The 13,027-nt window shown below is 72.5% G+C and carries 8 protein-coding genes and 1 riboswitch; of the genes, 2 read left to right on the forward strand and 6 right to left on the reverse strand.

The window, feature by feature from the left end:
* Window positions 1-388: 388 nt before the first annotated feature.
* Window positions 389-3,361, reverse strand: coding sequence for a bifunctional GNAT family N-acetyltransferase/acetate--CoA ligase family protein (locus ORI94_RS08760; protein WP_266073791.1), 2,973 nt, complete (start codon window positions 3,359-3,361; stop codon window positions 389-391).
* A 176-nt stretch (window positions 3,362-3,537) separates the two neighbouring features.
* On the opposite strand from ORI94_RS08760, the gene ORI94_RS08765 reads away from it, so the two are divergent.
* Complete coding sequence (locus ORI94_RS08765) at window positions 3,538-3,819, forward strand: HPr family phosphocarrier protein (protein ID WP_042172977.1); 282 nt, start codon at window positions 3,538-3,540, stop codon at window positions 3,817-3,819.
* A gap of 189 nt (window positions 3,820-4,008) precedes the next feature.
* Here ORI94_RS08765 and ORI94_RS08770 read toward each other — a convergent pair whose 3' ends face one another.
* From ORI94_RS08770 to ORI94_RS08785, 4 genes are all read right to left on the reverse strand, one after another.
* Complete coding sequence (locus tag ORI94_RS08770; RefSeq protein ID WP_266073792.1) at window positions 4,009-4,722, reverse strand: GntR family transcriptional regulator; 714 nt, start codon at window positions 4,720-4,722, stop codon at window positions 4,009-4,011.
* A gap of 253 nt (window positions 4,723-4,975) precedes the next feature.
* Complete coding sequence (locus ORI94_RS08775; RefSeq protein WP_266073793.1) at window positions 4,976-5,749, reverse strand: M23 family metallopeptidase; 774 nt, start codon at window positions 5,747-5,749, stop codon at window positions 4,976-4,978.
* Between the two features lie 13 nt (window positions 5,750-5,762).
* A riboswitch (cyclic di-AMP (ydaO/yuaA leader) is annotated at window positions 5,763-5,927 on the reverse strand.
* 224 nt (window positions 5,928-6,151) lie between these two features.
* Window positions 6,152-7,540 carry a M16 family metallopeptidase gene (locus tag ORI94_RS08780; protein WP_266073794.1) on the reverse strand — a complete coding sequence of 463 codons (1,389 nt, stop codon included), beginning with the start codon at window positions 7,538-7,540 and terminating at the stop codon, window positions 6,152-6,154.
* Window positions 7,537-8,925, reverse strand: a complete 1,389-nt coding sequence (locus tag ORI94_RS08785) for a M16 family metallopeptidase (RefSeq protein WP_266073864.1) — start codon at window positions 8,923-8,925, stop codon at window positions 7,537-7,539. Before ORI94_RS08785 ends, ORI94_RS08780 begins: the two co-directional genes overlap by 4 nt.
* Window positions 8,926-9,324: 399 nt before the next feature.
* Here ORI94_RS08785 and ORI94_RS08790 point away from each other — a divergent pair, with 399 nt between their 5' ends.
* Window positions 9,325-11,781 (forward strand): DNA gyrase/topoisomerase IV subunit A, encoded by a 2,457-nt coding sequence (locus tag ORI94_RS08790; protein ID WP_266073795.1) that lies wholly within the window; start codon window positions 9,325-9,327, stop codon window positions 11,779-11,781.
* On the opposite strand, the gene ORI94_RS08795 is transcribed toward ORI94_RS08790, so the two are convergent.
* Window positions 11,778-12,869 (reverse strand): CobW family GTP-binding protein, encoded by a 1,092-nt coding sequence (locus ORI94_RS08795; RefSeq protein WP_416237793.1) that lies wholly within the window; start codon window positions 12,867-12,869, stop codon window positions 11,778-11,780. The two genes, ORI94_RS08790 and ORI94_RS08795, sit on opposite strands and share 4 nt — an antisense overlap.
* Window positions 12,870-13,027 lie beyond the last annotated feature (158 nt).

A 13,027-nucleotide genomic window follows, 5' to 3' on the forward strand; every position in this document is an offset into this window, starting at 1 on the left:
GCACCAACTCCTTCGCGGTGGCCGGACCGCTGACACGCGGTCGGCCTCCGCCCGAGCCCTGAGGGTTGTGCCCCGGTTCGTCAATGATGGGGCGTTCAGTGCTCTGTGTAGCAGGGGTCAGCCGTCCGGCGGGGTACCGCCGCGCCACACCTCACCGGCGGAGGGGCGGGCAAGGACGCCGGCACCTCGGGACCGCCGCGGGCGACGTGCCGGACGAAGGGGGAGCCGGCCCTGCCGGCGTCGATGGCCCCGAGATGCATGCCGTTGTCTCCGTCCTGTGCCCGCGGCAGGTGCCGCTGCCGGCCGCAGGCACAGGTAACCCGTTCGACGCACCGTCAAACCCACGGTGACCTGCCGAGTGGGAACGGACGGAGGGCTCACGCCGCTCTCAGTACGCCGGGAGGGTCCGGGGGCCGAGGTCGTCGCGGGCGGGTGGCGGTGCCAGGCGTACGGAGGCGCCGAGGACGCTCACCCCGCGGGTGGCGACGACGACCGGCTCGAGGCCGACCTCGACGACCTCGGGGTGGTCGTCGACCAGCCGCGACACCCTCAGCAGCAGTTCCTCCAGGGCGGGGGTGTCGACCGGGGTCGAGCCGCGCCAGCCGAACAGGAGGGGTGCGGTCCTGATCGACCTGACCATGGAGTTCGCCTCTTGGTCGGTCACCGGGATCAGCCGGTGCGCCATGTCCCCGAGCAGTTGCGACGGGGGACCTGCGAGCCCGAAGGAGAGCGCGGCTCCGGCGGCGGGATCGATCACCGCGCGGACGATGGTGTCGACACCGCGCGGCGCCATCCGCTGCACGACGAGGCGCAGTTCCCCGGGCGTGCCGAGCTGCCGCGTCAGCTCGGCGTAGGCCCGGCGCAGCTGCTCCTCGTCCGCGATGTCCAGCCGTACGCCGCCCAGGTCGGCGCGGTGCCTGAGGTGCGGGGCGGTCACCTTGAGGGCCACGGGCCGGCCGAGGGCGCGGGCGGCATCGACGGCGGCGTCCGCGGTGGGGGCGGGGAGGGCGCGGTGGACGTGGATGCCGTAGGCGCCGAGCAGGGCGCAGGTCTCCTCGGGGCCGAGGGTGAGGCTCTCCCCGCGGGTGAGCTGCGCGTCGACGAGGGCGGCGGCGCTCCGCTCGTCGATGTCCTCGTACGCGGGGACCTTGCCGGGGTCGGCGGCGTCCCGGCGCCACTGGGCGTAGGCGACGGAGTGGGCGAGGGCCCGGACCGCGCGTTCGGAGGCGGGATAGGCGGGGATGAGGTGGGCGTCGTCGGGGAGGCTCGCGGGCGGGGCTGCCTGGCCGGGGCTCCCGGGGGCAGGCGGGCCGGCCGGGCCCCGTGGAGCGACCGGCGCGGGTGCGGTGGCCGGCGCCGCGGGGGCGGCCGTTCCGTCGGCGGCGGACGGTGTCCCGGAGCCGGCCGGGCGCTGACCGGCGGAGGGTGCGGGGCCGGGGTCCCGCGCCCGGAGGCGGTCCTCGGTGGCCGGGGCGGGCTGCGGGGCCGTGCCGGCCGCCGCCGAGAGGGCCTCGGCGAGGCCTCCGAGTTCCACGTGGACCACCAGGACCGGCTTGGACGGCGTCGCGGCGGCGGCCGAGCGCAGCGCCCCGGCGAGTGCCGCGTCGCCGGTCGGCGGCTCCCCCAGTGCGGGGATCGCGGTCACGACGACCGCGTCGCAGGTGTCGTCGGCGAGCGCCCGGGACAGCGCGGTGTGGAAGTCCGCCGCCGAGGCCCCGGTGGTGAGGTCCAGCGGGGGGTGCGGGCGCAGCCCCTCGGCGAGGCAGGCGTCGTAGGTGAGCAGGCCCAGGGACTCGGAGTTGCCCAGGATCGCCACACGGGGGCCGGACGGCAGTGGCTGGCGGGCGAGCAGGAGGCCCGCGTCGACCAGTTCCGTGATGGTGTCCACCCGGATGACCCCGGCCTGCCGCAGCAGTGCGGAGACGGTCGCGTGGGGCATGCGCGTCGCGGGTACGGCGTGGCCGCGGGGGCCGGAACCGTGACGGGCGCCCTGGACCACGACCAGCGGCTTCGCGGCGGCGGTCCGGCGGGCGAGGCGGGTGAACTTGCGGGGGTTGCCGATGGATTCCAGGTACATCAGGACGACATCGGTGTCGGGGTCGTCGTACCAGTACTGCAGGACGTCGTTGCCGGAGACGTCGGCCCGGTTGCCGGAGGACACGAAGGTGGACACACCCGTGACACCGGTGACGCCCCCGCCGCGCCGGTGCAGCCGCGACAGCAGGGCGATGCCGATGGCTCCGGACTGGGCGAACAGGCCGATGCGGCCGGGGCGCGGCATCTGCGGTGCGAGCGAGGCGTTCAGGCGTACGTCCGAGGAGGTGTTGATGACGCCGAACGCGTTCGGTCCGATGATCCGCATGCCGTACGAGCGGGCCTGGCGGACGAGGGCGCGCTGGCGCTCACGGCCGTCGGGGCCCGCGTCGGCGTACCCGGCGGTCACGACCACGAGTCCCTGCACCCCGTGTTCGCCGCATTCGGCGACGACCTCGGAGACCTGTCCGGGGGGGACCGCGACGACGGCGAGGTCGACCGGGCCGTCGATGTCCCGCACCGAGCGGTGGGCGGGCACCCCGGCGACTCCGTCGAGTTCCTCGCACTCCGGCGGCAGGGCCTTGTTCACGGCGTACAGGCGGCCGGTGTACCCGGCGTCCCGGATGTTGTCGAGGAGACCGCGGCCCACGCCGCCGGGCGCACGGCCGGCGCCTATGACGGCGACCGAGCCCGGGGCGAGCAGCCGCTGCACCGAGCGGGCCTCGGCGCGCTGCTCGCGCGCCTGCTGCACGGCCAGGGAGCGGTCCGTGGGCTCGAGGCCGAACTCCAGGCGGACGACACCGTCCTCGAAGCTGCGCTTCTGGGTGTACCCGGCGTCCGTGAACACCTTGATCATCTTGCTGTTGGCCGGCAGCACCTCGGCGGCGAACCGGCGGATGCCGCGCTCCCGAGCGACGGCGGCGATGTGCTCGAGCAGGGCGGAGGCGATGCCCCGGCCCTGGTGGGCGTCCTGCACGAGGAAGGCGACCTCGGCCTCGTCGGCCGGCGCAGACGCGGGCGTCCCGTCGGGGCCGATCCGGTCGTAGCGTACGGTGGCGATGAACTCGCCGCCCACGGTGGCCGCGAGCCCCACCCGGTCCACGAAGTCGTGATGCGTGAAGCGGTGCACGTCCTTGGCGGACAGACGGGGGTAGGGCGCGAAGAAACGGTAGTACTTCGACTCGTCCGACACCTGCTCGTAGAAGCTGACCAGGCGCTCGGCGTCGTCGACGGTGATGGGGCGGATACGCGCGGTGCCGCCGTCCCGCAGCACCACGTCGGCCTCCCAGTGGGCGGGGTACTCATGCCGGTCCGACGAGATCTGCATGGGCCCCAGAGTACGGCTCGCGTACGGCAACGGCGCGAGGCAGTCTGTGGGGGCACGCACCGGACCGGGGCCGCGGTCCGGTGCCGCCGGGGAGCGGGGGCGAGTGCCCCTCCCCGGCTTGCTTCACGATATGGAAAACTGGTCTAGACAACCTGAACTTCGAAGGGCAGCAACACATGGCTGAGCGCCGCGTCAACGTCGGCTGGGCCGAGGGCCTCCATGCCCGTCCCGCCTCCATCTTCGTCCGATCCGCCACGGCCACAGGCGTCCCGGTGACGATCGCCAAGGCCGGCGGCAACCCCGTCAACGCGGCCTCCATGCTGGCCGTTCTGGGCCTGGGCGCCCAGGGGGGCGAGGAGATCGTCCTCGCCTCCGACGCCGAGGGGGCCGACGCCGCCCTCGACCGGCTGGCGAAGCTGGTCTCCGAAGGCCTCGAGGAACTCCCCGAGACCGTGTGAGACGCCCGGAAAAAACGGAGCCGCGGCACCCCTTGCGGGGGTCGCGGCGCCCTTTTTTCAGGGGGCGCGTTTTACCAGCCCCCCGGCTCATCCGGCCGCCACTCCCCCGCACACAATCAGGCGTTCACGGAAAACGGCAGGCGGATTTCACTTCCACCGAATTTCCTTCTCTTGTATACGGTCTCCGTGTTAATGCCGGAGGCTCGGTGTGTTTACGGGATGTTGCGAGTTCCTCACACGCTCGGCACGGGCCGCCCGGTCCGCGCGCCCGGCCCCCGCGGTGAAGCGCGGGCGGTGGGCGGCGGTGGCCCGCTCGGTGTGCAGCGCCATGACCGCACGCGCGCGCTCGCCGTCGCCGCGCACCACGGCGTCGACGATCGCGCCGTGCTCCGCCCAGCACTCCACGGGGTCCCTCGCCCCCCGCACCTCGTACATCCAGCCGATCTTGTGCCGGAGCCGGATCAGCGTCGACGTCAGCGCCGGACTGCCGGACGCCTGGGCGAGCGTCTCGTGGAACCAGCCGCCCAGGGAGCGCAGGTCGTCGCTGTGACCCTGCCGGGCCCGCTCCTGGCCCAGCCGGACCAGACCGCGCAGCACCTTCAGATGGGCCTCGGTGCGGCGCTGCGCGGCACGCAGGGCGCCGAGCGGCTCCAGCAGCAGCCGCATCTCCAGCAGGTCGGCGGCCTCCTGCTCGGTGGGTTCCGCCACGCACGCGCCCGCGTGCCGCCGGGTGACCACGAAGCCCTCGGCCTCCAGGGTGCGCAGGGCCTCCCGGACGGGGACGCGCGAGACACCGTAGCGGCGGGCGAGGAGTTCCTCGGTCAGCCGGCCGCCACGCTCGTAGACACCCGAGACGATGTCGTCCCGGATCGCCGTGCACACCGAGTGCGCCGGAATACGCATGACCGACCTCCGAATTGATCCCCGCACAACGTCAACGGGTGACACCTGTTCCGTGACTCTATTGCAACGCGCGAGGATTTCCGACGGCGGGCCGGAAATCATGTTCGTTTTTTGGACAACGGTCCGCCGGAAACACCGAAAGCCCCGACTCGGAGAGCCGAGTCGGGGCCATTCCGCGAAAGCGGACACCTGGGGCGTCAGGGGACCACACGGACGTCGAGGTGCGCACGGCGGCCGGGGAACGCGTCCCCGGTCAGACGTTCGCTCCGTGCGCGCGGAGGTACGCGACGGGGTCGATGTCGGAGCCGTACCCGGCGGTGGTGCGGGCCTCGAAGTGCAGATGCGCGCCGGTGACGTTGCCGGTGGCGCCGGAGACGCCGATCTGCTGGCCCGGGGTGACCTGCTGGCCCACCGAGACGCCGACGGACGACAGGTGGCCGTACTGGGTGTACGTGCCGTCGTGCATCTTGATCACGACCTGGTTGCCGTAGGCGCCGCCCCAGCCGGCCTCGACGACGGTACCCATGCCGACCGAGAGCACGGGGGTGCCGCTCGCGGCGTGGAAGTCGACACCGGTGTGGGTGCCGGAGGACCAGACGGCACCGCCGGACAGATAGCCGGTCGAGACGTACGAGCCCGCGATCGGGGACACGAAGGTGTTGAGGCGCTTGCGCTCGGCCTCACGCGCGGCGCGTTCCTCGGCCTCGCGGGCCTTGACGGCCTCCTCGGCCGCCTTCTCCCGGGCGGCCTCCTCGGCGGCTTCGCGTGCGGCGGCCTGGGCCGCCTCGCGTGCGGCCTCGTGCTGGGCGGAGGCCTGGGCGTCGACCCGGGCGGCGGCCTCGTCGCCCATGGTGACCACGGGGGTCAGGCCGGTCTGCCCCGCGGCGGGTTCGGCGGCGAGCGCCGGAGCGGAGAGGGAGCCGATGACACCGGTGGTGGTGAGAGCCGCGGCGCCCGCCGCCCTGGCGGTGCCGCGGTGCACGCGGCTGGGACGGCGGTGCTTTCCGGTGGCGCGGGTGAACGCCATGTACAGGGTGGTCCTTTCCTTCCTTCTCGCCTACCGGGTTAGCTGACGGGTTCGGAGCAGGAAGGTCTCCTACGGACCCCCTCGCGACACGCGCGGGCGTCCGATTCACCCCAGGGACTGCTGACGGGTCCCCGGCTCCCCTGGCTCGCGCCGTACGGGGACTCGGCGATGACTGTCCGGTGCCGCGGGTGCGGCGCACTGCCCGACGAACAGACCGCCTGACGCTAAACGGGACGGCTTTCCCTCCCCAAACGGATCCCGGATTTTGTAGCGCATCCCACAGGGCAGACAGGTATCTCCCGGACCAATCAGGACACCAGGGGGCCCTGGTGGCGTTCTCGTCACCAGGGCCCCGCCCGCGTGCGTGTCCGGCGTGCGGCCAAACGGCCGCCGACGGCCCGTCTACTCGGCGGACACCACCGTGACTTCGCCGATGCCGAGCGCCTCGACGGGCTCCTTGATCTGCGCCGCGTCACCGACCAGGACGGTCACCAGGCGGTCCACCGGGAAGGCGTTCACCACCGCCGCGGTCGCCTCCACCGTGCCGGTGGCGGCGAGCCGCCGGTACAGCTCGGCCTGGTAGTCGTCGGGCAGGTGCTGCTCCACCTGATCGGCGAGGGTGCCGGCGACGGCCGCGGCGGTCTCGTACTTGAGCGGTGCCACGCCCACCAGGTTCTGCACGGCGACGTCGCGTTCGGCGTCGGTGAGGCCTTCCGCGGCGAGGGTGCGCAGCACCGTCCACAGGTCCTGCAGGGCGGGTCCGGTGTTCGGGGTGTCGACGGAGCCGCTGATGGCGAGCAGCGACGCGCCGGTGCCGTCCGGGGCGGACCTGAGGACCTGGCCGAACGACCGCACACCGTAGGTGTAGCCCTTCTCCTCGCGCAGGACGCGGTCCAGGCGGGAGGTGAGGGTGCCGCCGAGGCAGTAGGTGCCGAGCACCTGCGCGGGCCACACGCGGTCGTGCCGGTCCGCGCCGACGCGGCCGATGAGCAGCTGCGTCTGTACGGCGCCGGGGCGGTCCACGATCACGACGCGGCCCGTGTCGTCGGCGGTGACCGGCGCGACGGGCCGCGGCTGGGCGGCCGGTCCGGTCCAGGCTCCGAGGGTGTCGCCGAGCAACTCGTCCAGGTCGGTGCCGGTGAGGTCGCCGACGACCACCGCGGTGGCGGTGGCGGGGCGGACGTGCCTCTCGTAGAAGGCGCGTACGGCCGTCGAGTCGATGCCGGCGACCGTCTCCTCGGTGCCCTGGCGCGGGCGGGACATGCGCGACGTCGCCGGGAACAGCTCCTTGGAGAGTTCCTTGGCGGCGCGGCGGGACGGGTTGGCCAGCTCGTGCGGGATCTCGTCGAGGCGGTTGCGGACGAGACGCTCGATCTCGCCGTCGGCGAACGCGGGCGCCCTGAGGGCGTCGGCGAGCAGTCCGAGTCCCTTGGCGAGCCGGGAGGCCGGCACCTCGAGGCTCAGGCGGACGCCGGGGTGGTCGGCGTAGGCGTCCAGGGTCGCGCCGCAGCGCTCCAGTTCGGCGGCGAACTCCTCGGCGGAGTGCTTGTCGGTGCCCTCGGAGAACGCCCGCGCGGTGATGGTGGCGACGCCGTCGAGGCCGGCCGGCTCGGCCTCCAGGGGCGCGTCGAGGAGTACCTCGACAGCGACGATCTGCTGGCCGGGGCGGTGGCAGCGCAGCACCGTCAGACCGTTGCCGAGGGTGGTGCGCTCGGGGGCCGGGAAGGCCCAGGGCCGGGCCTCGCCCGCCTGCGGCTGGGGGTGGAAGTCCATCGTGGCGAGCTCGGTCACTTCGCCGTCTCCTCGTTCTCGTCGGTGCCTGCGGCCGCGGCCTCGTCGGTGCCTGCGGCCGCGGCTTCTTCGGACTCCCCGGCCTCGGGGGCGACGGGCTCGTAGACGAGCACCGCGCGGTTGTCGGGACGCAGGCGGGCCTCGGCGACCTCCCGGACGTCCTCGGCGGTCACCTCGAGGATGCGTCCGACGGCGGTGAGGGCGAGCTGCGGGTCACCGAACAGGACGGCGTACCGGCACAGTTCGTCGGCCCGGCCGGCGACGGTGCTGAGCCGGTCCAGCCACTCGCGCTCCAGCTGGGCCTGGGCGCGCTCCATCTCCTCGGCCGTGGGCCCCTGCTCGGCGAACCGGGCGAGCTCCTCGTCGACCGCGGCCTCGATCACGGGTACCTCCACGTCACCGGACGTCTTCACGTCCAGCCAGCCCAGGGAGGGCGCCCCGGCCAGCCGCAGCAGACCGAACCCGGCCGCCACCGCCGTACGGTCCCGTCGTACCAGCCGGTTGTAGAGCCTGGAGGACTCGCCGCCACCGAGGATCGTGAGCGCCAGGTCCGCGGCGTCGCTCGCGCGGGTGCCGTCCTCGGGCAGCCGGTAGGCGGCCATCAGCGCACGCGAGGGAACCTCCTCCTCGACGAGCTCGCGCAGTTCCTCGCCGATGATCCCGGGCAGCGAGCCGTCACGGGGCTCGGGCTTGCCCTCGTGGGAGGGGATGGAGCCGAAGTACTTCTCGATCCAGGCGAGCGTCTGCTCCGGGTCGATGTCACCGACGACGGAGAGCACGGCGTTGTTCGGCGCGTAGTACGTGCGGAAGAAGGCGCGGGCGTCCTCCAGGGTGGCCGCGTCCAGGTCCGCCATCGATCCGATGGGCGTGTGGTGGTACGGGTGGCCGGCCGGGAAGGAGAGGGCGGTCAGCTTCTCGAAGGCCGTGCCGTAGGGGACGTTGTCGTAGCGCTGGCGGCGCTCGTTCTTGACGACGTCCCGCTGGTTCTCCATGGACTCCTCGTCCAGGGCTGCCAGCAGGGAGCCCATGCGGTCGGCCTCGAGCCAGAGGGCGAGCTCCAGCTGGTGGGTCGGCATGGTCTCGAAGTAGTTGGTCCGCTCGAAGCTGGTGGTGCCGTTGAGCGAGCCTCCGGCGCCCTGGACCAGCTCGAAGTGGCCGTTGCCCTTCACCTGCCCGGAGCCCTGGAACATGAGGTGCTCGAAAAGGTGAGCCAGGCCGGTGCGGCCCTTGACTTCGTGGCGCGAACCGACGTCGTACCAGAGGCACACCGCCGCGACTGGGGTCAGGTGGTCCTCTGAGAGCACCACGCGCAGGCCGTTGGACAGCCGGTGCTCGGTCGCTGTCAGGCCGCCGGAGCCTGCCTGGGCGGTGGCCGTGTGACCCATGGGCATGTACGTCCCTTCGATCGCGGAGGCGGTCGTCGCATCCGCCGTTGGTGCCGGTCCTGCCACTGTATGCAAGCGTGCGGAGGACCGGTGAAGTTCCCGGACGGGACCGGATACGCCGAGAGCGAGAACCGCGGGTACGGGTGGGGCCGCGCGGTATGCACGGGGTTCGTGGGGCGTACGGGATCGCAGACGGCGCACGGGGTCGTGCACCCGGTGCCGGTTCTCCCCCGCCCCCGCTCGCGGCGTCGGCGGGAGGTGCGCGTACCCTTCCGGCACCCCGCCCCGGCCCCCGGCGGAGGGCGGCGGCGGGGGCCATGGTCCCGGTTGTCGGTGCGGCGGTCCACAATGGTCCGCGTCAGATACCGTCCCACGCTTCACAGCAAGGAGCCGGCAGCGATGGCCCGCCGCAGCACGAAGACCCCGCCGCCCGACGACTCGTACGAGGAGCGGATCCTCGACATCGACGTCGTCGACGAGATGCAGGGCTCCTTCCTCGAGTACGCGTACTCGGTCATCTACTCCCGCGCCCTTCCGGACGCGCGCGACGGCATGAAGCCGGTGCACCGCCGCATCGTCTACCAGATGAACGAGATGGGACTGCGCCCCGACCGCGGCTACGTGAAGTGCGCGCGCGTGGTCGGCGAGGTCATGGGCAAGCTGCACCCCCATGGCGACGCGTCGATCTACGACGCCCTGGTACGCATGGCGCAGCCCTTCTCGATGCGGGTCCCCCTGGTCGACGGACACGGCAACTTCGGATCCCTGGGCAATGACGACCCGCCGGCCGCCATGCGCTACACCGAGAGCCGGATGACCGAGGCCACGAGCCTGATGACCGAGTCCATCGACGAGGACACGGTCGACTTCGCGCCCAACTACGACGGCCAGGAGCAGGAGCCCACGACCCTGCCCGCCGCGTTCCCGAACCTCCTGGTGAACGGTGCGTCGGGCATCGCGGTCGGTATGGCCACCAACATGCCGCCGCACAACCTCCGCGAGGTGATCGCGGCCGCCCGCCACCTGATCCGGTATCCGAACGCGGACCTCGACGCCCTGATGAAGCACGTCCCGGGCCCCGACCTGCCCACCGGCGGCAGGATCGTCGGCCTCCCGGGCATCCGGGACGCGTACGAGAAGGGCCGCGGCACCTTCAGGATCCGCGCGACGGTCACCGTGGAGGAGGTGACGGCCCGCCGGAAGGGCCTGGTCATCACCGAGCTGCCGTTCACGGTGGGCCCGGAGAAGGTGATCGCCAAGATCAAGGACCTGGTCGGTTCGAAGAAGCTCCTGGGCATCGCCGACGTCAAGGACCTCACCGACCGCGCCCACGGCCTGCGTCTGGTCGTCGAGATCAAGAACGGCTTCGTGCCGGAGGCGGTCCTGGAGCAGTTGTACAAGCTGACGTCCATGGAGGAGTCCTTCGGCATCAACAACGTGGCCCTGGTGGACGGCCAGCCGCTCACCCTGGGCCTCAAGGAGCTCCTGGAGGTCTATCTCGACCACCGCTTCAATGTGGTCCGCCGCCGCTCGGAGTTCCGCCGCGGCAAGCGGCGCGACCGTCTGCACCTGGTCGAGGGCCTGCTCACGGCGCTGCTGGACATCGACGAGGTCATCCGTCTGATCCGCTCCAGCGACAACTCCGCGCAGGCGAAGCAGCGCCTGATGGACCGGTTCTCGCTGAGCGGGATCCAGACCCAGTACATCCTGGACACCCCTCTGCGCCGCCTCACCAGGTTCGACCGCATCGAGCTGGAGGCGGAGCAGGAGCGGCTGAACGCGGAGATCGAGGAGCTGACCCGCATCCTGGAGTCGGACGCGGAGCTGCGCAAGCTGGTCTCCTCCGAACTGGCCGCGGTGGCGAAGAAGTTCGGCAACGACCGCCGTACGGTCCTGCTGGACGGGGTGGCCGCCCCGGTCGCCGCCGTGCCGCTTCAGGTGGCGGACGACCCGTGCCGGGTGCTGCTGTCCGACACGGGCCTGCTCGCCCGTACGGCGGACGCGAGGCCGTTCCCGAAGGGCGCGCACGCCAAGCGGGTCAAGCACGACATGATCGTCTCGGCGGTGCCGGCCACCGCCCGTGGCGAGGTGGGCGTGGTCACCTCCACGGGTCGCCTGCTGCGGGTGAACGTCATCGACCTCCCGCAGCTGCCGGAGTCGATGCCGACCCCGAACCTCTCGGGCGGGGTGCCGATCTCGGAGTTCGTCTCCCTGGAGGACGACGAGCGGGTGATCTGCCTGACGACGCTCGACGAGTCCTCGCCGGGTCTCGCGCTCGGTACGGAACAGGGCGTCGTCAAGCGGGTGGTGCCCGACTACCCCTCCAACAAGGAGGAGCTGGAGGTCATCACCCTCAAGGAGGGCGACCGGATCGTCGGCGGCGTCGAGCTGCGCACGGGTGAGGAGGACCTGGTCTTCATCACCGACGACGCGCAACTGCTGCGCTACCAGGCCGCGCAGGTCCGTCCGCAGGGGCGTCCCGCCGGCGGCATGGCGGGCATCAAGCTCGCCGAGGGCGCGAAGGTCATGACCTTCACGGCGGTCGATCCGGGGGCGGACGCGGTGGTGTTCACGGTCGCCGGCTCGCGCGGCACACTGGACGACTCCGTCCAGACGACGGCCAAGCTGACGCCGTTCGACCAGTTCCCGCGCAAGGGCCGGGCCACCGGCGGTGTGCGCTGCCAGCGGTTCCTCAAGGGCGAGGACTGCCTGTCCCTGGCCTGGGCCGGCCCCACCCCGGCCCGCGCCTCCCAGAAGAACGGGACACCGGTCGACCTGCCGGAGCCCGACCCGCGCCGCGACGGCTCGGGAGAGCCCCTGCCGAAGACGGTGGCGGTGGTGGCGGGCCCGGTCTAACCCTGCGGGTCGTCCTGGTCCTGCGGGTCGTCGGGATCCCGTACGTACCGCAGCACGCCCCACATGCCCTGCTCGTCGGCGTGTGGGGCGCCGGGGCCGCCGGGGGCGTCGCTGCCGCAGGCCTCCTCCAGCTCCTTGCGAAGGGCTACGGCGTCGATGCCGGTCCCGATGAGTACCAGCTGCGTGAGCCGCTCCGCACCGGCCGGCCAGGGCTCCGGGGAGAACCGGAGGAACCGCCCGACGGCATGCACGGCGTACCGGTTCCCGGCGTCGTACGGGCCGAAGTCGACGTATCCCTTGATCCGGTAGAGCCCTTCCGGGCGGCTGTCGAGGAACCGGATCAGCCGCCGCGGATCGAGGGGTGCCGCGGAGGCGAAGGACAGGCTGTCGTACCGGGCGTGCAGGTGCCCGGCGTGCTCGTCGTCCGCGTCGGAGCCGTGCCGGTGCAGGTCGTCGAAGGAGAGCTGGCCGACACGCTCCTCGCCGGGCCGGCAGTCGAAGAGGAACTCCGGGTCGACGCGGCCGTGCGTGGCGGGAACGACGGCGGCGCGGTCGACGAGCGACCGCACGACGTCGAGCACGCCGTCCGCGTCCGCCGCCCGGTCGAGCTTGTTCACGACGACCAGGTCGGCGAGGCCGAGGTGCCGGTCGATCCCGGGATGCCGGGCCCTCGTCTCCTCGAACTCGGCGGCGTCCACGACCTCGACGAGCCCGCCGTACACGATCCGGGGATGTTCGCAGGCGAGCACCATCCGCACGAGTTCCTGCGGCTCGGCGAGACCGCTGGCCTCGATGACGATGACGTCGATCCCGGCGGACGGCCGCGCCAGCCGCTCGAGATACACGTCCAGCTCGCTGCCGTCGACGGCACAGCACAGGCACCCGTTGCCGAGCGAGACGGTCGAGTCGCCGAGCGCTCCGGCCACCGCCATGGCGTCGATCTCGATGGCACCGAAGTCGTTGACGACGGCCCCGATACGGCTGCCACCGCTGTGGTGGAGGAGGTGGTTGAGCAGGGTGGTCTTCCCGGATCCGAGAAATCCGGCCAGGACGACGACCGGAATCTGCCGACCACTGCTGCGCTCCACCACGCGACCCCTCTCACGCCTACCCGTACCCCGGCCCGCGCCTCGGCGTACGCCGGGGAAGTGACCGACTGGCCAGGATAGGCGCGGCGGACCGACTCGTGGCGCCGGACCGCGGCAGGCCCCGAGCGACGACAGAACGGTCCGAGCCGTTTCGTCCC

This window comes from Streptomyces sp. NEAU-W12 (assembly GCF_026242095.1).
GTDB lineage: Bacteria > Actinomycetota > Actinomycetes > Streptomycetales > Streptomycetaceae > Streptomyces.

Excerpts from the sequence above, each read along its gene's own strand:
- ORI94_RS08790 (WP_266073795.1), top strand. The coding sequence starts at position 9,325 with ATGGCCCGCCGCAGCACGAAGACCCCGCCGCCCGACGACTCGTACGAG.
- ORI94_RS08765 (WP_042172977.1), top strand. The coding sequence starts at position 3,538 with ATGGCTGAGCGCCGCGTCAACGTCGGCTGGGCCGAGGGCCTCCATGCC.
- ORI94_RS08760 (WP_266073791.1), bottom strand. The coding sequence starts at position 3,361 with ATGCAGATCTCGTCGGACCGGCATGAGTACCCCGCCCACTGGGAGGCC.
- ORI94_RS08785 (WP_266073864.1), bottom strand. The coding sequence starts at position 8,925 with ATGGGTCACACGGCCACCGCCCAGGCAGGCTCCGGCGGCCTGACAGCG.
- ORI94_RS08770 (WP_266073792.1), bottom strand. The coding sequence starts at position 4,722 with ATGCGTATTCCGGCGCACTCGGTGTGCACGGCGATCCGGGACGACATC.
- ORI94_RS08775 (WP_266073793.1), bottom strand. The coding sequence starts at position 5,749 with ATGGCGTTCACCCGCGCCACCGGAAAGCACCGCCGTCCCAGCCGCGTG.